At 67.9% G+C, this 18,527-nt stretch carries 18 protein-coding genes and 1 pseudogene; 8 read left to right on the forward strand and 11 right to left on the reverse strand.

The genetic code is table 11. The annotated features are described in order from the left end of the window. Positions 1–91 precede the first annotated feature (91 nt). From D3874_RS25515 to D3874_RS32280, 5 genes and pseudogenes are all read right to left on the reverse strand, one after another. The gene (locus tag D3874_RS25515; protein ID WP_119782549.1) at positions 92–670 is read right to left on the reverse strand and encodes an ABC-type transport auxiliary lipoprotein family protein; all 579 of its coding nucleotides are present in this window, start codon (positions 668–670) and stop codon (positions 92–94) included. A gap of 93 nt (positions 671–763) precedes the next feature. Next, positions 764–1,663 (reverse strand): MlaD family protein, encoded by a 900-nt coding sequence (locus D3874_RS25520; RefSeq protein WP_119782550.1) that lies wholly within the window; start codon positions 1,661–1,663, stop codon positions 764–766. A gap of 3 nt (positions 1,664–1,666) precedes the next feature. After that, the gene (locus D3874_RS25525) at positions 1,667–2,479 is read right to left on the reverse strand and encodes an ABC transporter ATP-binding protein (RefSeq protein WP_119782551.1); all 813 of its coding nucleotides are present in this window, start codon (positions 2,477–2,479) and stop codon (positions 1,667–1,669) included. Positions 2,480–2,483: 4 nt separating this feature from the next. After that, a complete protein-coding gene (locus tag D3874_RS25530) occupies positions 2,484–3,632 on the reverse strand; it encodes an MlaE family lipid ABC transporter permease subunit (protein ID WP_119782552.1) in 1,149 nt (382 codons plus the stop codon). A gap of 22 nt (positions 3,633–3,654) precedes the next feature. After that, positions 3,655–4,844 (reverse strand): annotated as a pseudogene (locus tag D3874_RS32280) (DUF2336 domain-containing protein). 38 nt (positions 4,845–4,882) lie between these two features. Between D3874_RS32280 and D3874_RS25545 the strand changes: the two are divergent. The 6 genes from D3874_RS25545 (at position 4,883) to D3874_RS25565 (ending at position 10,459) form a co-directional block, all read left to right on the forward strand. After that, positions 4,883–5,275: a c-type cytochrome gene (locus D3874_RS25545; RefSeq protein WP_119782555.1), complete on the forward strand. Its 393-nt coding sequence runs from the start codon at positions 4,883–4,885 to the stop codon at positions 5,273–5,275. Positions 5,276–5,323: 48 nt separating this feature from the next. Then, positions 5,324–6,334 (forward strand): N-acetyltransferase DgcN, encoded by a 1,011-nt coding sequence (dgcN, locus tag D3874_RS25550; protein ID WP_119782556.1) that lies wholly within the window; start codon positions 5,324–5,326, stop codon positions 6,332–6,334. After that, positions 6,334–7,311 (forward strand): N-acetyl-D-Glu racemase DgcA, encoded by a 978-nt coding sequence (gene dgcA / locus D3874_RS25555; protein WP_119782557.1) that lies wholly within the window; start codon positions 6,334–6,336, stop codon positions 7,309–7,311. Before dgcN ends, dgcA begins: the two co-directional genes overlap by 1 nt. A gap of 11 nt (positions 7,312–7,322) precedes the next feature. Further along, entirely contained in the window at positions 7,323–8,414 is a 1,092-nt protein-coding gene (locus D3874_RS25560; protein ID WP_158596221.1) for a M14 family metallopeptidase, read from the forward strand. An 84-nt stretch (positions 8,415–8,498) separates the two neighbouring features. Next, a complete protein-coding gene (locus D3874_RS31725; RefSeq protein WP_338016771.1) occupies positions 8,499–9,125 on the forward strand; it encodes an alkaline phosphatase PhoX in 627 nt (208 codons plus the stop codon). Next, complete coding sequence (locus D3874_RS25565) at positions 9,077–10,459, forward strand: PhoX family protein (protein ID WP_338016778.1); 1,383 nt, start codon at positions 9,077–9,079, stop codon at positions 10,457–10,459. The genes D3874_RS31725 and D3874_RS25565 overlap by 49 nt, the downstream gene beginning before the upstream one ends. A gap of 18 nt (positions 10,460–10,477) precedes the next feature. On the opposite strand, the gene D3874_RS25570 is transcribed toward D3874_RS25565, so the two are convergent. Together D3874_RS25570 and D3874_RS25575 are read right to left on the reverse strand one after the other, a co-directional pair. Continuing rightward, positions 10,478–11,008, reverse strand: coding sequence for a chromate transporter (locus D3874_RS25570; protein ID WP_119782559.1), 531 nt, complete (start codon positions 11,006–11,008; stop codon positions 10,478–10,480). Continuing rightward, positions 11,005–11,577 carry a chromate transporter gene (locus D3874_RS25575; RefSeq protein WP_119782560.1) on the reverse strand — a complete coding sequence of 191 codons (573 nt, stop codon included), beginning with the start codon at positions 11,575–11,577 and terminating at the stop codon, positions 11,005–11,007. The genes D3874_RS25570 and D3874_RS25575 overlap by 4 nt, the downstream gene beginning before the upstream one ends. 56 nt (positions 11,578–11,633) lie before the next feature. Here D3874_RS25575 and D3874_RS28845 point away from each other — a divergent pair, with 56 nt between their 5' ends. Both D3874_RS28845 and D3874_RS25580 read left to right on the forward strand, forming a co-directional pair. After that, positions 11,634–11,801: a type 2 periplasmic-binding domain-containing protein gene (locus D3874_RS28845; protein ID WP_158596222.1), complete on the forward strand. Its 168-nt coding sequence runs from the start codon at positions 11,634–11,636 to the stop codon at positions 11,799–11,801. Between the two features lie 54 nt (positions 11,802–11,855). Further along, positions 11,856–12,770, forward strand: coding sequence for a DMT family transporter (locus D3874_RS25580; RefSeq protein ID WP_158596223.1), 915 nt, complete (start codon positions 11,856–11,858; stop codon positions 12,768–12,770). Positions 12,771–12,793: 23 nt separating this feature from the next. Here the strand turns inward: D3874_RS25580 and pqqB are convergent, their stop codons facing one another. From pqqB to D3874_RS25600, 4 genes are all read right to left on the reverse strand, one after another. Continuing rightward, entirely contained in the window at positions 12,794–13,687 is an 894-nt protein-coding gene (gene pqqB, locus D3874_RS25585; RefSeq protein ID WP_119782562.1) for a pyrroloquinoline quinone biosynthesis protein PqqB, read from the reverse strand. A gap of 41 nt (positions 13,688–13,728) precedes the next feature. Further along, complete coding sequence (gene pqqA / locus D3874_RS32285; RefSeq protein WP_119782563.1) at positions 13,729–13,809, reverse strand: pyrroloquinoline quinone precursor peptide PqqA; 81 nt, start codon at positions 13,807–13,809, stop codon at positions 13,729–13,731. Between the two features lie 125 nt (positions 13,810–13,934). Next, complete coding sequence (gene adeC / locus D3874_RS25595) at positions 13,935–15,383, reverse strand: AdeC/AdeK/OprM family multidrug efflux complex outer membrane factor (protein ID WP_119782564.1); 1,449 nt, start codon at positions 15,381–15,383, stop codon at positions 13,935–13,937. After that, a complete protein-coding gene (locus tag D3874_RS25600; protein ID WP_119782565.1) occupies positions 15,383–18,520 on the reverse strand; it encodes an efflux RND transporter permease subunit in 3,138 nt (1,045 codons plus the stop codon). Before D3874_RS25600 ends, adeC begins: the two co-directional genes overlap by 1 nt. Positions 18,521–18,527: the final 7 nt, after the last annotated feature.

Genomic DNA, 18,527 nt, shown 5'->3' on the forward strand with positions numbered 1-18,527 from the left:
TTGTGGGTGGAGAAGCTCTATGGCGGTAGGACCATCTTCATGGTGAGCCTGCCGAACCACGCAACCAAGGCCGTCCAGGTCTATGCCAGCATCAAAGCTGCTTGCCCTGGTTGGGGTTGTTCTGCGACAGCACCCATTCGACGAGCTGCTTCATGGTCTTGCCCAGGGCGTCGTCGAAGGCCGTGATGATTTCCGGCATCTTGTTGGTCGCAACCGCCTGTTCGACGTCGAAGGTCTTGGAAGCGACGATGACCTGCTGCGGCTGCACGATCAGCTTGGCATTCAGGCGGACATGGACCGTGGGGTTCGCCGACAGGCCCTGCTTGTACTCGGCCTGGAACTCACGCAGTTCCGAGATGACATTGAAATCGGCCCGCAGGCCCACGGCCTGGCGGCCGACGGCAATGATCCGGCCGCTGTTCTCGAAGGATTCGACCAGCAGGGTCTGCACCATGCGGGGTGCCCGTTCGGCCCAGCGGGCGCTGTCGAAATACTTGACCTCGGTCGTCGACGGCATCAAGGCGATGTAGTCGGTGTCGAGCGCGCGCGATGCCAGCGGTTCCTCGACCACCAGTTGCCAATTCACCGCCGGCCCCGGGGCGAAAGTATTCTTGGGGTCAGGGCGTAGAGATTGGGCGTCGTCGTCGCCGCCTTGAACAGCCCGCCGCAGCCGCCCAGCCCCAGCGCGACGGCCCTAGGGCGGCCCCGGAGAGGAGATGACGTCGATTGAGCTTGGAGGAAGCCGGGGAACGCGATGACACGATCATTTGGGCGCATACTCCGGCCGCTGGGTGCCAAGCAGGAAACGTGAGGGGTCGCTGTCGAGGCGTTCGCCGACCCGCTCCAGGGTGGCGACCAGCTTGCGCGCCTCGGTGATGAACTTGGCAAACTGGGTCAGGCCTTCGGAGGCGAACTCATCGATCGAGCGGCGGTTGCTGACCACGAGGTCGCGCAGGGACTGGGCGAACTGCTCGATCGAATCCATCGCCTTCCGCGCATCGGCGGTAATGCTCTGGATGGCACGGGCGGCGTCCGCCACGGCACTGGAGGCGGTGTTGAAATTGTCGATGATCTGCTTGATCTCTTCCGACTTGGCGGCGACCGCCCCGGTCACCGTCTCGAGGTTGGCAAGCGTGCGCGCCACCGATTCCTGGTTTTCCGGCCCGACGAACTTCTTGGCCTCGGCCAGGATTTCGGCACTGTTGCGCAATACTTCGGGCAGGGTGGCGATCACCTGGGCGAGGCCGCCCGTCTTGCTGGGGATGACCGGCGGGCCGCTTTCGGTACTGGGGTCGAGCAACGGACTGGCACCGGGGCCGGCGGTCATCTGGACATAGGCAACGCCGGTGATGCCCTGTGATTCGAGGGCGGCGACCGTGTCCTCGCGCACCGGGGTGCCGCGGGCGACGTCGATTTCCACCTTCACCCGCGAGGGGTCGTTGCTGTCCAGGGTGATCTTGCCGACCGTCCCGACCTTGATGCCGTTGTAGCGGACGTCCGAGCCCTCGCCCAGGCCGTCGACCGCACCGGAAAAATAGACCAGGTAACGGTCGAAGACGGGGGCCCGGCCGGCCCCGCTGAGCCACAGGGTGAAGACGAAGCCGCCGATCAGCAGCAGCAGCGTCAAGGTCCCGATAAACAGGTAGTTGGCCTTGGTTTCCATGACTCAGGCCGCTCCGTCACTATGGGCGGCGGCGTTGCGCGCCTGCGCATCCAGCGCCGCACGGCCGCGTGGCCCATGGAAATACTCGACAATCCAGGGATCAGTCTGCTGCAGCATCTCGTCCATCGTGCCGACAACCATAACACGCTTTTGCCCCAGCACGCCGATCCGGTCGCAGACGGTCGCGAGCGTATCGAGATCGTGGGTCACCAGGAACACGGTAAAGCCCACGGCATCGCGCAGGTCGGCGATCAGTTGATCGAACGCCGCCGCCCCGATCGGGTCGAGGCCCGCGGTCGGCTCGTCCAGGAAGACGATCTCGGGATCGAGCGCCAGGGCGCGGGCCAGGCCCGCCCGCTTGCGCATCCCGCCCGAGAGTTCGGATGGGTACTTGGCCCCCGCGTCGGCGGGCAGGCCGGCCAGGGCGATCTTGAGCGCCGCGATCTCGTCCAGGATCGGCCCCTTGAGGCCCAGGTGCTCCTTCAGCGGCACCTGGACGTTCTGCGCCACGGTCAGCGAGGAGAACAGGGCGCCATTCTGGAACAGGATGCCCCAGCGCTGCTCGGCCGCGCGGCGCTGCACGTCGGGCAGGTTCAGGATATCCTGGCCAAACACCTCGATCGAGCCGGCAGCCGGGCGGTTGAGGCCCACGATGGTGCGCAGGAGAACCGATTTGCCGGTACCCGAGCCGCCGACCAGCGCCAGGATCTCGCCCCGGCGGACGTCGAGGTCGAGCTTGTCGTGAACGACCTGAGGGCCGAAGGCATTGCGGATGCCGCGCAGGCGGATGATCGGATCGGTGGAGGTGCTGGCCACGGCGTCAAATCCCGATCGTCGCAAAGAAGATGGAGAAGACGGCGTCCAGCACGATCACCAGGAAAATAGCCTTCACCACCGATTCCGTGGTGCGGCGGCCGACGGCCTCGGAACTGCCTTCCACCAGCAGGCCCTCCATGCAGCCCACCACCGCGATCGTGACCGCGAAGAACGGCGCCTTGATCACGCCGACGAAGAAGGTCTTCCAGGTCACCGCGGCCGACAGGCGCGAGACGAAGACCTCGGGCGAGATATCAAGCGTTACCCACGACATGACCATGCCGCCCAGCAGGCCCATCATGTCGGAGAAGAAGGTGAGGCAGGGCAGCATGACGACGAGGGCCAGCACCCGCGGCACCACCAGAACCTCGATCGGGTCGAGGCCCAGCGTGCGCATGGCATCGACCTCCTCGTTCAGCTTCATCGAGCCGATCTGGGCGGTGAAGGACGAGCCGGAGCGGCCGGCGATGACGATCGAGGTGAGCAGGATGCCCAGTTCGCGCAGGATCGAGATCGCCACCAGGTTCACGACGAAGATCTCGGCCCCGAACATGCGCAGTTGATCCACGCCCTGATAGGCGATGACGACGCCGATCAGGAACGAGATCAGCCCCACGATCGGCATCGCCTCGACGCCGACGGCCTGCATCTGGGCCACGGTCGAGGTCAGCCGGAAGCGTCCGGGATGGAGGAAGGCGAGGCGAAACAGGGCGGCGATGGTCTCGCCCAGGAACGAGACCAGGCCGACGAAATCGGCACTGCCCTGCGACACCGAGCGGCCGAAATTGGCGATGAGGCCGGGGATCAGCGACAACCGGCGGGGCGCCTCGGGCTGCGGCCGATCGGCCTTGGCGACCTGGCCCAGCAGCACCTCGTGATCCTGGGTGGCGCCGATGATGCGCGCCTCGCCGCCGGCCGCCTGCCAGCGCGCGGCCGTGCGATGCAGCAGCCAGGCGCCGACCGTATCGATCGCCTCGATCCCGGTCAGGTCGATCTCGAGCAACCGCCCCTGGGCATTGGGCAGCGTGCCGAGGGCCTGTTCGAGATCAACGGCCGAAGCCACCACCCAGCGTCCGGAAACCTGGGCCCGAAGAGCGCCGTCCCGCTCGCCGAGACTGAGCAGGCCAGGCGCAGAAACGGAAGACGAAGCCATTTACCTCACCCGGCAGATAAGATCACGGCCGAGCCTGAACCGGCGACGCGCCACCAATCTTCGTGATCATGTAGTCGACACTCTCGGTATCGACGCGGTCACCGAAGCCCGTCAGGATACGCTCCACAACCAGTTCGCGATAGCGTCGGGTTGCATCGGGTTCGTCGCGCAATTCGGTTTCCGCCGCCGCGAACAGCGCCACGCGGACCAGGGGAAGGTGCGCCTCGGGCATGCCCGCCGCAGCGAACAGGCGGGCAAGGCCCTCGCCGCCGGGATCGCCGATCAGCCGATGGGCGCGATCGACCGTGACCCCGGCACGCCTCGCCAGCGCGCTCTCGAAGAACAGGTAGTCGCCGGTGAGCAAGGCCCGCAGCACCAGGGTGGGGGTCAGGCGGCCGCTGCGGGCGATATCCTCGACCAGCCTGTCGAGTTGCGCCCCGACGCCGTGGGCGATGCCCAGCGTCGCCCGTTCGCGACTTTGCAGGATCAGATCGGCGGTGACGTCGGCCGGCAGGATCTCGCGCGAGAGGAGGTGGCGGCGCAACTGCTCGGCCACCACGTCGACCAGTTTCTCGGCCACGCGCGCGGGCAGTGCCGCACGCCCGGCGAGCGGTGCCGCCACCTTGTCCGAACGGCCATGGCGGGCCAGCACCACGTCATAGGCCGTGTCCGTCATTTCCGCCCCGGGTTGGCGACGAGCCGCGCCACCGCCGCCTCGTCGCCGCGCCCGGCGATCGCCTCGGCGAGAGGGGCCGGCACGCTGGCCCGGCCGGCCAGCGCCGAGATCCCGGCCGGCGTCACTTCCGCGACGAGGTCGAGCAGATCGGCGTCGGTGAGAACGACCGACGCCTCGAGCATGGGCAAGGCCACCGCGTCGACATCATGGGCCAGGCGCAGGGCCACCTCATGGGGCAGCGACGGCTCGTCCTTCAGCGCCTCGGCCAGGGCAGCCCGGACGGCCACGACAGCCTTGGCAGCAATGGCACGGAACAGTTCCTCCGCGGCCGAACGCGCAGCGCCGTCGAGCGTGCCGGACCGCCATGCCATCGCGACTTTGGCCGCGGTCCTGGCTTGATGCGCGGGCGACGGGTCGGCCAGCAGCGCTTCTAGGTCCGATCGGGTGACGGTGCTATCGGCCAAGAGAAACCTCGATTCCGGCGCCCCCAGGGCTGGGGCGGTACGCCGCAGAGATAGAACGGCATTGTGCCCCATATCCTACGGCATCGACAATAAGGTGATCAGGCTTGCAAATGCGTTACCGCCCCGGCCGCCCCCAGATCGCTGCGTTTCTGGCCCTCGCGACCCTGGCGCTGGCGGCCGGCAATGCCCGGGCCGGCGATGCCGACAAGGGCGCCGTCATCTTCAAGCGCTGCACCGCCTGCCACACGATCGACGCCGGCGGCCCCCACCGGGTCGGCCCCAACCTGCACGGCTTGATCGGCCGCACGGCGGGCACCGCGCAAGGCTATACCTATTCCAAGGCCATGGCGGCGGCCGGCACCGTCTGGACGGCCGAAACGCTGGACCCCTACCTCAAGGATCCCCGCGCCACCGTCCCGGGCACCAAAATGTCGTTTCCCGGCGTCAAAAAAGACGACGAACGAGCCGACCTGATCGCCTATCTCGAAAACGCGACGAAATAGCCAACGCAAGGTAGACTGCCGCCGCCTTCCCCCCGGAGCAGCTCATCCATGGCCGACCTCGCCCGCCCCTACCTGTTGTTTATCGGCGATGTTCAGGACGATCTGGCGGCCAAGACGGCGGCTGGCATTGTCGATTGGCGACGGGACTGGTGCCTGGGCCAGTTGCGCCTGCCGGGCTGCAAGGCCGACCTGGGCCTGCCCGATCTCGACATTGCCGCGGCAGCCGCCCAGGGCGCCCGCACCATGATCGTGGGCGTCGCCAACGCCGGCGGCGTCATGCCCGACCATTGGGTCGCCACCATCGTCGCCGCCCTCGACGCCGGCATGGATGTCGCCAGCGGCCTGCACACGCGATTGGGCGCAATCCCGGCCATTGCCGACGCCGCCGCCCGAAGCGGCCGCACCCTGACCGACGTGCGCCACCCGATGCAGAGCTTCGCCACCGGCAAGGGCACCAGGCGCGCGGGCAAGCGGGTGCTGACCGTGGGCACGGATTGTTCCGTGGGCAAGAAATACACCGCCCTGGCAATCGAGCGCGAGCTGCGCCTGCGCGGCCATGACGCCGATTTCCGCGCCACCGGCCAGACCGGCATCTTCATCTCGGGCCGCGGGGTGGCGGTCGACGCGGTGGTCGCCGATTTCATTGCCGGGGCGGCGGAATGGCTGTCGCCCGCGGCCGAACCTGATCATTGGGATGTGGTCGAGGGCCAGGGCAGCCTGTTCCACCCCTCCTTCGCCGGGGTGTCGCTGGGCCTGCTCCACGGCAGCCAGCCCGACGCCATCGTGCTGTGCCACGAGCCGACGCGCGCCGCCATGCGCGGCGTCCCTGCCCCGTTGCCCGACCTGCAGGCCTGCATCGAGCTGAACCTCGCCTGCGGCCGCCTGACCAACCCGGCCGTGGTATGCGTCGGCCTTTCGGTCAACACCTCCAAGCTGATGCGGGCGGCGGCACGCGATTACCTGGCCCGCCTGGGCGAGCGGATGGGCATGCCCGCCGTCGACCCCATTGCCTACGGGGTCGGCCCGCTGGTCGACAACCTCTTGAAGCTGGTGCCCTGATGCGCCTTGCCGTTGCCGTGGAACGCTGGCCGATCGCCGGCGCCTTCCGCATCTCCCGCGGCGCCAAGACGGAGGCGCAAGTGGTGGTGGCCAGCGTCACCGCCGACGGCTTCACCGGGCGCGGCGAATGCGTGCCCTACAAGCGCTATGGCGAGACCGTCGACGGCGTCGTCGCGGCGATCGAGCGCCTGGGCCCGCCGCTGGAATGGGGCCTGTCACGCCTTGAATTACAGGCCGCCCTGCCCCCGGGGGCCGCGCGCAACGCCGTCGATTGCGCGCTTTGGGACCTTGAGGCCAAGCGCGCCGGGACCACGGTCGCCGAACTGGCCGGATTGCCCGCGCCGCGCGCCGTGACCACGGCCTATACGCTCAGCCTCGATGCGCCGGACCTGATGGGCAGCGCCGCCGCCAAGGCCGGCAAACCTTTGCTGAAACTGAAACTGGGCGGCGACGGTGCCGATCTCGAGCGGGTCGCCGCCGTTCATGCCGCGGCCCCCGACGCGCGCCTGATCGTCGATGCCAACGAGGCCTGGGCGCCCGGCGACGTGGTGCGCCTGGCGGGTGAGATGGCGCGCCATGGCGTCACCCTGATCGAACAGCCGGTGCCGGCCGATCTCGACGTGGGCTTGGAGGGGCTGCAATCCCCCGTGGCGCTGTGCGCCGATGAATCGTTTCACGTCGCGGCGGATCTGGAACGGCTGGCCCGGCGTTACTCGCATGTGAACGTGAAACTGGACAAGACCGGCGGCCTGACCGAGGCCATCGCCGTGGTGACCCGGGCCCGCGAACTGGGCCTGGGCCTGATGATCGGCTGCATGGTCGGCACCAGCTTGAGCATGGCGCCGGCCGCCCTGCTGGCGGGCGGCGCCGACTATGTAGACCTCGACGGGCCGCTGCTGCTGGCGCGGGATCGCACGCCGGGCTTGCGCTACGAGGGGGCGGTGATGTATCCGCCGACACCGGCCCTGTGGGGATGACACGCAGCATCATGGATCAGCGTCACCCGCACTTCGCGCCCGACTATGCCGGGGCCCGCCAGCTTTTCCTCGCCGCCTGCGCGGCCAAGGGCATCACCGCCGAAAGCTTGCGCCATCCCCTGAAGGGGCCGGACGGGGGCACCGTCGCCCTGGACACCGTACACCTGGGACCGGCCGATGCGCCCCATCGCCTGTGCCTGCTAGCCGCGACCCATGGGGTGGAGGGTTATTTCGGCGCGGCGGTCCTGACCGGGCTGATCGCCGACGGCCACCTCGACCGGCTGCCCGGCGGGGTGAGCGTGCAACTGCTGCACGGGATCAATCCCTGGGGCTTTGCCTGGACCCGGCGGGTGAACGAGGACAATGTCGACCTCAACCGCAACTGGATCGATTTCAGCCAGCCCCGTCCGCGCGATGCCGCCTACGAACAGATCGCCACCGCCCTGCTGCCGGCCGATCTCGACACCGCCACCCTGGCGGCGGCGGACGCGGAACTGCGGGCCTTCGCCCTCGAACACGGCGTGCCCGCCCTGCAATCGGCCGTGTCACGCGGCCAGTATCATCACGAGAACGGCCTGTACTTCGGCGGCTTCGGGCCGACCTGGTCGCGCCGGCGGATCAGCGAAATCGTCACCCGTCACCTGAGCGGTGCCGAGCATGTCGCCGTGGTCGATTTCCACACCGGCCTGGGCGCCTATGGCGCCGGCGAGTTGATCACCATCGCGCCGATCGGCAGCGCCGATTACGACCGGGCGCGCGGCCTGTTCGGCGACACTATAAAGTCAACCGCCTCGGGCGATTCCCTGTCGGCCCATCTCTCGGGCACGCTCGACGACGGTTTCGCGGCGCTGCTGGGGGCCACCCCGCTGACCTTCATCGCGCTGGAAGTCGGCACCCGCGACACCCAGGCCGTGGTCCGGGCGCTGCGCGACGACAACTGGCTGCACGGCTACGGCGCGTTGGGCACGCCCCAGGCCACCGACATCAAGGCCCGCCTGAAGGACGCTTTCGCGCCCGACGAACGGCCCTGGCAGGACGCGGTCTATGCCCAGGGCATCGACACCGTGAGGCGCGCGCTTGCGGGATTGGCCGGGCCCGGCTGAGGCCGCCATTGTCATCGGAGTGTCATGGCCCGGGGTTAAGAGGTGGTCTGTTTTTCCGATCATCCCAGCCTCACGGAGACCGCCATGCTTTCCAAAGAGCGCGTGCCCGCCGACATGATCATCGCCGACGGCGACGACCTGCCCTCGAACCCGTCTGACGCCGCGCCCTTCGCGCAGGTCCTGGAGGAGCGGCTGTCCCGCCGGGGCATGTTGAAGGCGGGTGTCGCCGCCGGGGCACTGGGGGTCTTCGCCGGCTTCCTGAAGGGCGGCAAGGCCCTGGCGGCCGAGGCCGAGAAGCCGGCGCCCAAATCCACCCTGACCTTCGAGGAGGTGCCGCATCTCCTCGACGAGAACGCCCATGCGCCGACCGGCTACGAAACCCAGGTGCTGATCCGCTGGGGCGACGCGGTGGAGGCCGGCGCCCCGGCCTTTGATCCCCTGAAGCAGACCGCGGCGGCCCAGGCCAAGCAGTTCGGCTACAACAACGACATGATCGCCTTCTTCCCCCTGCCCCAGGGCTCGAAGAGCGCCGATCACGGCCTGCTCGCCATCAACCACGAATACACCGACCCGCACATCATGTTCCCGGCTTCGCCGATGCGAAGGCGGCCGTCAAGGATGCCACCAAGGAACAGGTCGAGGTCGAACTGGCGGCCCACGGCATCTCTGTCGTCGAGGTCAAGCGCGACGGCGGCACATGGCAGGTGGTGAAGGACTCGACCTACAATCGCCGCATCAGCCTGTGGCAGACCGAATGCCTGATGTCGGGGCCGGTCGCCGGCCATGACAAGGTGAAGACCAAGGCCGATCCGACCGGCACCAAGGTCATCGGCACGATCAACAATTGCGCCGGCGGCTGGACGCCCTGGGGCACCTACCTGTCGGGCGAAGAGAACTTCCACCAGTATTTCGCCGGCAAGAACGACGCTCCGATCTACAAGCGCTACGGCATTTCCGGCAAACCGGAATACCCGGCCTGGGGCAAGTATTTCGACCGCTTCGACATCGAGAAGGAACCGGGCGAGCCCAACCGCTTCGGCTGGGTGCTGGAGGTCGATCCCTACGACCCTAAGGCGGCGCCGAAGAAGCGCACCGCCATGGGCCATTTCAAGCACGAGAATGCGACCACGGCCCTGACCGCCGACGGCCGCGTCGCGGTCTATTCGGGTGACGACGAGCGTTTCGAATATGTCTACAAGTTCGTCACCAAGGGCAAGTACAACGCGACCGACCGCAAGGCCAACGCCGACCTGCTGGACGAGGGCACGCTCTATGTCGCGCGCTTCGACAAGGACGGCTCGCTGACCTGGCTGCCCATGGTCTTCGGGCAGGGCCCGCTGACCGCCGAGAACGGCTTTGCCTCGCAGGCGGACGTGCTGCTGGAGACGCGGCGCGCCGCCGACCTGCTGAAGCCGACCCCGATGGACCGGCCGGAAGATGTCGAGGCGAGCCCGGTCACCGGCAAGGTCTATGTCGCCCTGACCAAGAACGACCGGCGCACGCCCGACCAGGTCGACCCGGCCAACCAGCGCTTCTACAACGTCTATGGTCACATCATCGAGATGGTGCCGCCGACGGTGGACGGCAAGGTCGACCATGGCGCCGAGGTCTTCGAATGGGACATGTTCCTGCGCGGCGGCGATCCGACCAAGAAGAACGCCGGCGCCAAGTACGGTGCGGGCGTGACCGAGGCCGGCTGGTTCGCCAACCCCGACAACGTCACCTTCGACAGCCAGGGCCGGTTGTGGATCCTGACCGACGGCTTCCCCGATTTCGACGTCGCCGACGGCCTGTGGTGCTGCGACACCGAGGGCGACGCGCGCGGCCAGACCAGGCACTTCTTCGCCGTCCCCAAGGATGCCGAAATGTGCGGCGGCGCCTTCACCCCCGACGACAAGGCGCTGTTCCTGTCGATCCAGCACCCGGGCGAGGACTCGCTCTACGACAAGCCCTCGACCCGCTGGCCCGACTTCAAGGACGACATGCCGCCACGGCCGGCGGTGGTGGTGATCGTCAAGAAGGACGGCGGCGTCATCGGTTCGTAGGTTGTGGCGGGGTCGGCCTCAAGCCTGGCCGACCCCGCTCAAGCCCACCAGGGCGCCGCCGGCCAGAACCCACAGCGGGTGAACCCTGGTGCGCCAGGTGACCAGGGCGACGGTCGCGGTGATGAGGCCCAGGCTCCATTCATGGACCGAAGCCTTTGTGATCAGCAGGGCGCTGGCCGCGACCAGGCCCACCGTGATCGGCACCAGCCCGGCCTGGACGACCCGGCGCCAGGGCCGGTCCTTGAAGCGCTGCCACAGGCCCAGCACCAGGCCGGTCACGATCGACGACGGCCCGAATTTCGCCAGCGAGGCGACCAGCACGCCCGGCCAGCCGGCGACGTGCCAGCCAATGATGGTGACCACCATCATGTTGGGACCGGGGGCGGCCTGGGCCAGGGCGAACAGGTCGGTGAACTCACGGGCCGACAGCCAGTGCTGCACCTCGACCACCTGGCGCTGCATCTCGGGCAGGATGGTGTTGCCGCCGCCAAAGGCAAGCAGCGAAAGCTGGGCGAAGATGATCGCCAGCGAAACCAGCGTGGCCATCATTCACCTGCCTTCCAGGTCGCCAGAATACTGAGCGGCGCCAGCACCAGCATGGTCGGGAGCAACGGCAGCCGCAGCACGGCAATGGCGAGGAAGCAGGCGGCGGCAAAGACGATCGCCACCGGCCTGGCGCGCAGCGGTGCCGCCATCTTCAAGGCCGTCGAGATCAGCAGGCCCGCCGCGGCGGCGGCCAGGCCGGCCAGCATGTGCATCACCGGCGGGTTGTCGGCGAAGCGGGCATAGAGCGTGCCCAGCCCGATGAGGATCGCAGAGGGCGCGGCGATCAGCCCGATCAGTGCGGCGACCGCCCCGGGGATCCCGCGGAATTTCAGCCCCACGGCGACCGACAGGTTGATGACATTGCCGCCCGGCAGGAACTGGCACAGGCCCAGCAGGTCGGTGAATTCGGCCGCCGAGAGCCAGCGCTTGTCCTCGACGATCATGTGCCGGGTCATGGGCAGGACCCCGCCGAAACCCATCAGGCCCAGGCCCAGGAAGCCCCTGAACAACGCGCCCACCGTCGGCCCCGGGACTGCTGCCACCACCGCCTCGCCGCTGATATCCACGCTCATCGTCTGCTCCGCATCAGACTTCCTAAGTATGCCTGCCTAGCACGGGTGTCCAATATATGGATTTGCCAAGCCTGGATACGCGGGGCATCGCCTATCTGCGCCTGACCGGCGCGGGCACGCTGTCGGCGCCGTTGCATATCGCCTATCGCGAAAGAGGCCTTTCGCCCACGACCCGCCGCTTGATAGATCAGGTCCGTCGGATGGCGCGCGCCACCACCTCCTGACGGCAGGCTGGCAGCAGGGCCCGGCTAGGCTTCGCCGGCCCCAAGGATATGATGATGACCGTGACCCCCAGCCCAACGCTTGCCGCCCGCGACGGTGCCGCCGCGACCCAGTATCGCCTGGGCCTGGTGCTGGTCATCCTGTCGACCCTGGCCTGGAGCACGGCAGGCTATTTTGCGCGGCTGATCCCGCTCGATGCCTGGACCCTGCTGTTCTGGCGCGGGGTTTTCGGCGCCGCCGGCGGCCTTGCCTTCGTCCTCTGGCAGGAACGGGGCAACACCTGGCGCGCCTTCGCCGGCATCCGCGGCCGCGGCATTGCCTTCTGCCTGCTTTCGTCGGCCGGCATGATCAGCTTCCTGGCCGCGCTGAAGCTGACCACCGTCGCCCACGTCTCGATCATCTATGCGACGGTGCCGTTCATGGCCGCGGGCCTGGCCTGGGCGGTCCTGCGCGAGCGCGTCTCGCGCGCCACCATGATCGCCAGCATCGCCGCGGTGCTGGGGGTTGGCTTCGCGGTCGGCGGCGGCCTCGACGAAGGCAGCCTGCCGGGCGACCTGCTGGCCTTGCTGCTCACCATGCTGATGGCGGTGATGATCGTGATGCAGCGCTCGAGCGGGGCCGTCGACATGGTCCCGGCCGCCTGCCTCTCGGCCCTGGTGACCGCGGTGATCAGCCTGCCCTTCGCCACCCCGCTAGGGGTGACCGCCGTCGACCTGTTCAACCTCGCCCTGTTCGGCATCACCAACATGGGCCTGGGCCTGATCCTGTTCACCATTGGCGCGCGGCTGATTCCGGCCGCCAATACCGCCCTGATCGGTGCCCTCGACGCGCCCTTGGCCCCGGTCTGGGTCTGGCTTGCCTTCAGCGAGACGCCAGGCAGCAACACCGTGCTGGGCGGTATCGTGGTGCTGGCGGCGGTGCTGGGCCACATCCTGTTCGAGCGCCGGCAGATGGTCAGCCCCGGGCCTTAGAACCGCCCCCTGGAACCATCAGGTTACAGGACCAGTTCCTCGCCGTCGACCGGGATGTGCCAGCCGGCCTCGTTGGCCATGCGGCGCTCGGGCGTGCCGACGATCAGAGTCGGGTTGGTCGTGTTGATGTGGATGAAAATACGCCGGCCGATCGCCAGATCGGCGAAACGGGCCATGGTGCCGTTGGGGCCTGCCATGCTGACATGGCCCATGCGCTGGCCGGTCTTGGTCGAGATGCCCAGGGCGATCAGTTCGTCGTCGCGCCACAAGGTGCCGTCGAACAGCAGCAGGTCGGCGCCCTCCACCCGGTGGCGCAGCACCTCGTCGATGGCGGCGCAGCCCGGCACGAAGACCATGCGGCGGCGGCCGTCGGTCACGTCCAGGCCGATGGTGGTGCCCCGCCCGCCCGCCAGGTCGCCGCTGCCTTCAAGGTACAGTGGCACCTTGCCGGCCACGGCGAAGGCCTCGATCCGCAAGCCTTCGATATCAAAGGCCTGGTCGAGCGCCATGGCCCGCCGCGGCACCCGTTCCGGCGGCAGGGCGCCGAAAATCGGGTTGGCATCCAATGTCGCCAGGGTTTGCGGCGTGCCGTGCAGGGTGAAACGATGGCCTTCGCGCAGGCTCAGCAGGCCGGTGACGGCATCGACCTCGCCCCCGGTCAGCACCACATCGGTGATCGGCGAATGGCGCAGGCCATCGGCCGGCCACAGCCGCGGATTGGCCAGGATCTGGGCGCGCAGGTCGGGCGAGGCGTTGACCAGGGTCCAGCGCTTGCCGTCGAGGCTCAGGCCGATCGAAGCCTGGGTGCGCGCCGGCGCTTCCGGCGCGCCGGCCCAGGCCTTCATCGAGGTGGGCGCGCGACAGTTCCATTGCGGAAAGCCGCCGCCGGCGGCCGTCCCGAGCAGAAGAATATGCATGTGCGTGCGAACAGGGCCGAAAGATCAATCGGCCCGGCAGATCAACGTTCGGCGCAGGCGTAGCAGTTGATTTCCATGCCCACGCGGATCTCGTGAACCTGCGGCTTCGACCACTTCTTCATTGCTGTTTCCCCACTGCTGCCGGGTTCCGTCGCCGACCAAGCGGCCGATCCGCCCGGCCGGGATTGTCGTCAAGAACCCGGCATTTTGCAAAGGGCGATTTTATGTTGCGGTTGGGGATCGTGCTTCAGCTCGGCCCCGGGGCCGCGGTTGCCGCCGCGGTGGCGTCGACCAGGCCGCCGCCCAGCACCTTGTAGAGCGTGACCAGGTTGGTCATGCGCGACAGGTTGGCGGTGATCAGGCCCTGCTGGGCCGAATAGAACGAGCGCTGGGAGTCGAGCACGTTCAGGTAGCTGTCCGCCCCCTGGCGGAAGCGGGCGTCGGACAGGCGGTAGCTGTTGCCGGCGGCACTGGTCAGGGCCTGCTGGGCCGCGATCTGGTCGTCGATCGTGCCGCGCACCGCCAGGGCATCGGCCACCTCGCGGAAGGCGGTCTGGATCGCCTTCTCGTAGGTCGCGACATTGATGTCGGTGTCGACCTTGGCGACGTCGAGATTGGCCTGGTTACGGCCGCCGTCGAAGATCGGCAGGTTGATCTGCGGCAGGAACAGCCAGGCCCCCGAACCGCCGGCGAACAGGTTCGACAGGGCCGCGCTGGCGGTGCCGGCATTGGCGGTCAGGGTGATCGAGGGGAAGAAGGCCGCGCGCGCCGCGCCGATATTGGCGTTCGCCGCCTTGAGCGTGTGTTCGGCCTGCAGGATGTCGGGCCGGTCGACCAGCACCGACGACGACATGCCGGCCGGCAGGTCGGCCAGCAGGGCAATGGTCTCCAGCTTGCGGGGGCTGAGCAGATCCGCCGGGATCGGCCCGCCGACCACCAGGGCCAGGGCATTGCGGTCCTGGGCCACCAGGGCGGTGTAGCGCGCCACATCGGCCCGCGCCGTCTCGACGCTGATCCGCGCCTGGTTGACGTCGAGGTCGGACGCCGCGCCCAGCCGGAAACTCTGCTGGGTCAGGTTGAAGCTGTCGCTCTGGCTCCTCACCGTGTCCTGGGCCAGCGCCAGCAGCTCGCTGTCCGCGGCCAGGGTGAGGTAGGCATTGGCCACTTCGGCGACCAGGCTGATCTGGGCGCTGCGCCGGGCTTCCTCGGTCGCCAGGTACTGTTCCAGCGCCTGGTCTTCCAGGCTTTGCACCCGGCCGAAGAAATCGAGCTCGAAGGAACTGACGCCGAGCTGGACATTGTATTGCGACGTGGTCGCGGCATTGCCGGTCCCGGTCAGGTCGCCCGGCACGCGCTGACGGGTAACGTCCGCCGTGCCGTTCAGGGTCGGGAACAGATCGGCCCGCGTCACCCGGTACTGGGCCTGCGCCTTCATCACGTCGAGCGCCGCCACCTTGAGATCGCGGTTGTTGGCCAGCGACAGGCTGATCAGCTTCTGCAGGCTGGCGTCGGCGAAGAACCGCTGCCAGGCGATGTCCGCGACCGTGCCCGAGGCCGCGGTCGCAGGCTTGTAGGCAGGGCCCGTCGGCCAGGTATCGGACACGGGCGCCGCCGGACGCTTGTAATCGGGGGCCAGCGTGCCGCAGCCCGCCAGGATGCCGGTGGTGAGGATCAGCAGGGGAACCAGACGCGCCATCACCGGGCCTCCGTCGTCACAGCAGGCAAGGCCTCGGGCGCTTTCTTCCTGTCCGCAAACCAGCCGCGGATCATGACGAAGAACACCGGCACGAAGACCAGGCCCAAGATGGTGGCCGAGATCATGCCGCCCAGCACGCCGGTACCGATGGCGTTCTGGCCGCCCGACCCGGCGCCGTTGCTGAGGGCCAGCGGCAGCACGCCCAGCATGAAGGCCAGCGAGGTCATCAGGATCGGCCGCAGGCGCAGGCGCACGGCCTCCAGGGTCGCGTCGATCAGGCTCCTGCCCTGTTCCTGGAGTTCCTTGGCGAATTCGACGATCAGGATCGCGTTCTTCGCCGACAGGCCCACCGTGGTCAGCAGGCCGACCTGGAAGAAGATGTCGTTCGACAGGCCGCGACCGCTGGCCGCCGCCACCGCCCCGATCACACCCAGCGGCACCACCAGGATGACCGAGAACGGGATCGACCAGCTTTCATAAAGCGCGGCAAGGCACAGGAACACGACCAGGATCGAGATCGCATAGAGGGCGGGTGCCTGATCGCCCGAGGCGCGCTCCTCGTCCGACAGGCCGGTCCATTCATAGCCGACCCCGGCCGGCAGCTTCTTGATCATCTCCTCCATCGCCGCCATGGCATCGCCCGAGCTGAGCCCCGGCGCGGCCGAGCCCTGGATCTCGAACGACGGCATGCCGTTGTAGCGCTCCAGTTTCGGGGAACCATAAGTCCACTCGGCCTTGGCGAAGGCCGAGAACGGCACCATCTCGCCATCGGCATTGCGCACGAACCAGCGGTCCAGATCGTCGGGCAGCATGCGGTAGGGCGCATCGGCCTGGAGGTAGACCTTCTTGATGCGGCCCCGGTCCAGGAAGTCGTTCACATAGGTGCCGCCCCAGGCGCTCGACAGGACCGAGTTGATGTCGGCGATCGACAGGCCCAGGGCCCCCGCCTTCACCTGGTCGATCTCGATGCGGTACTGCGGCTCGTCCTCCTGGCCGTTGGGACGCACCCCGACCAGGCTGGGGTCCTGCGACGCCATGCCCAGCAACTGGTTGCGCGCCGCCAGGAACTTGTCATGGCCCAGCCCGCCCAGGTCCTGGAGCTGCAGATCGAAGCCGCCGGCATTGCCAAGCTCGATCACCGCCGGCGGGGCGAAGGCAAAGACCATGGCATCGCGGATCTGCGAGAAGGCGCCCATGGCCCGGCCGGCCACCGCCTGCACGCTAAGTTCCTGCGTGGTGCGCTCGCTCCAGTCCTTGAAGCTGACGAAGCCGATGCCGGTGTTCTGGCCGTTGCCGGCGAAGCTGAAGCCGGCGACGGTGAAGATCGACTTGACCGCCTGCTTCTCGCCGTCGAGGAAGTGGTTTTCGACCTGCTTCACCACCTCCATCGTGCGCTCCTGGGTGGCGCCGACGGGCAGGGTGATCTGGGTGAACATGATCGCCTGGTCTTCCTCGGGCAGGAACGAGGTGGGCATGCGCACGAACAGGAAGCCCAGGCCCACGATCAGCGCCAGATAGACCACCAGCAGCCGGGGCACGCGCCGGATGACGCCGCTGACCACGCCCTGGTACTTGCGGCTGCTCCATTCGAAGCCGCGGTTGAAGGCGCCGAAGAAGCCGCGCCGCGGCCCATGGTGCCCGGGCTTCAGCATGGTGGCGCACAAGGCGGGGGTGAGGACCAGGGCGACCAGCACCGACAGCGCCATGGCCGAGACGATGGTGATCGAGAACTGGCGATAGATCACGCCGGCCGAGCCTGAGAAGAAGGCCATGGGCACGAACACCGCCGACAGCACCAGGGCGATGCCGACCAGGGCGCCGGTGATCTGGCCCATGGATTTGCGCGTGGCCTCCCGCGGGGAAAGCCCCTCCTCGGCCATCACGCGCTCGACGTTTTCGACCACGACGATGGCGTCGTCGACCAGCAGGCCGATCGCCAGCACCATGCCGAACATGGTGAGCGTGTTGATCGAGTAACCAAAGGCGAGCAGGACCGCGAAGGTCCCCAGCAGGACGACCGGCACCGCGATGGTGGGGATCAGGGTGGCGCGGAAGTTCTGCAGGAACACGAACATGACGACGAAGACGAGGATGATCGCCTCGACCAGGGTCTTGACCACTTCCTCGATCGAGACCTGGACGAAGGGCGTCGTGTCATAGGGGTAGACCGCCTTCATGCCCTGGGGGAAGAAGGGCTGCAGCTCCGCAACCTTGGCCTTCACCGCTTCCGCGGTGGCCAGCGCATTGGCGCCCGAGGCCAGCTTGATCGCCAGGCCCGCGGCCGGCTTGCCGTTGTAGCGGGCGACCGTGTCGTAACCCTCGGCGCCGATTTCGACCCGCGCCACATCGCGCAGGTGGATGGCCGAGCCGTCCTGGTCGGTGCGCAGCAGGATCGTGCCGAACTGCTCGGGCGTCTGCAGCAGGGTCTGGGCGACGATGGTCGCGTTCAACTGCTGGCCGGGGGCCGCGGGCGTGCCGCCCAACTGGCCGGCCGAAACCTGGATGTTCTGGGCCTGGATCGCGGCGATGACATCGGCGCCGGTCAGCTTGAAGTTGTTGAGCTTGGCCGGGTCCAGCCAGATGCGCATGGAATACTGGCTGCCGAACAACTGGATGTCGCCCACCCCGTCGACGCGGCTCAGGGGGTCTTGCAGGCTGGAGGCGATATAGTCGGCCAGGTCGGTCTGGGTCAGGCTGCCGTCTTCGGAATAGAGGCCGATGACCATCAGGAAGTTGACCGTGGATTTCGCCACGGTGACGCCCTGCTGCTGCACCTGCTGGGGCAGCAGGGGGGTGGCCAGGGCCAGCTTGTTCTGGACCTGGACCTGGGCGATGTCGGGATCGGTGCCGGCCTCGAAGGTCAGGGTGATCGACGCCGTGCCCGACGAGGAACTGCTCGACGACATGTAACGCAGATGGTCGATGCCCTTCATCTTCTGCTCGATCACCTGGGTGACCGAATCCTCCAGCGCCTTGGCCGAGGCGCCGGGATAGACGGCATTGATCGAGATCGCGGTGGGCGCGATCGCGGGGTATTGCGAGATCGGCAGGGTGAAGACGGCCAGCGCGCCGGCCATCATGATGACGATCGCCACCACCCAGGCAAAGATCGGGCGGTCGATGAAGAAATTAGCCATAATTTTG

It is taken from the genome of Oleomonas cavernae, assembly GCF_003590945.1.
Lineage (GTDB): Bacteria > Pseudomonadota > Alphaproteobacteria > Zavarziniales > Zavarziniaceae > Zavarzinia > Zavarzinia cavernae.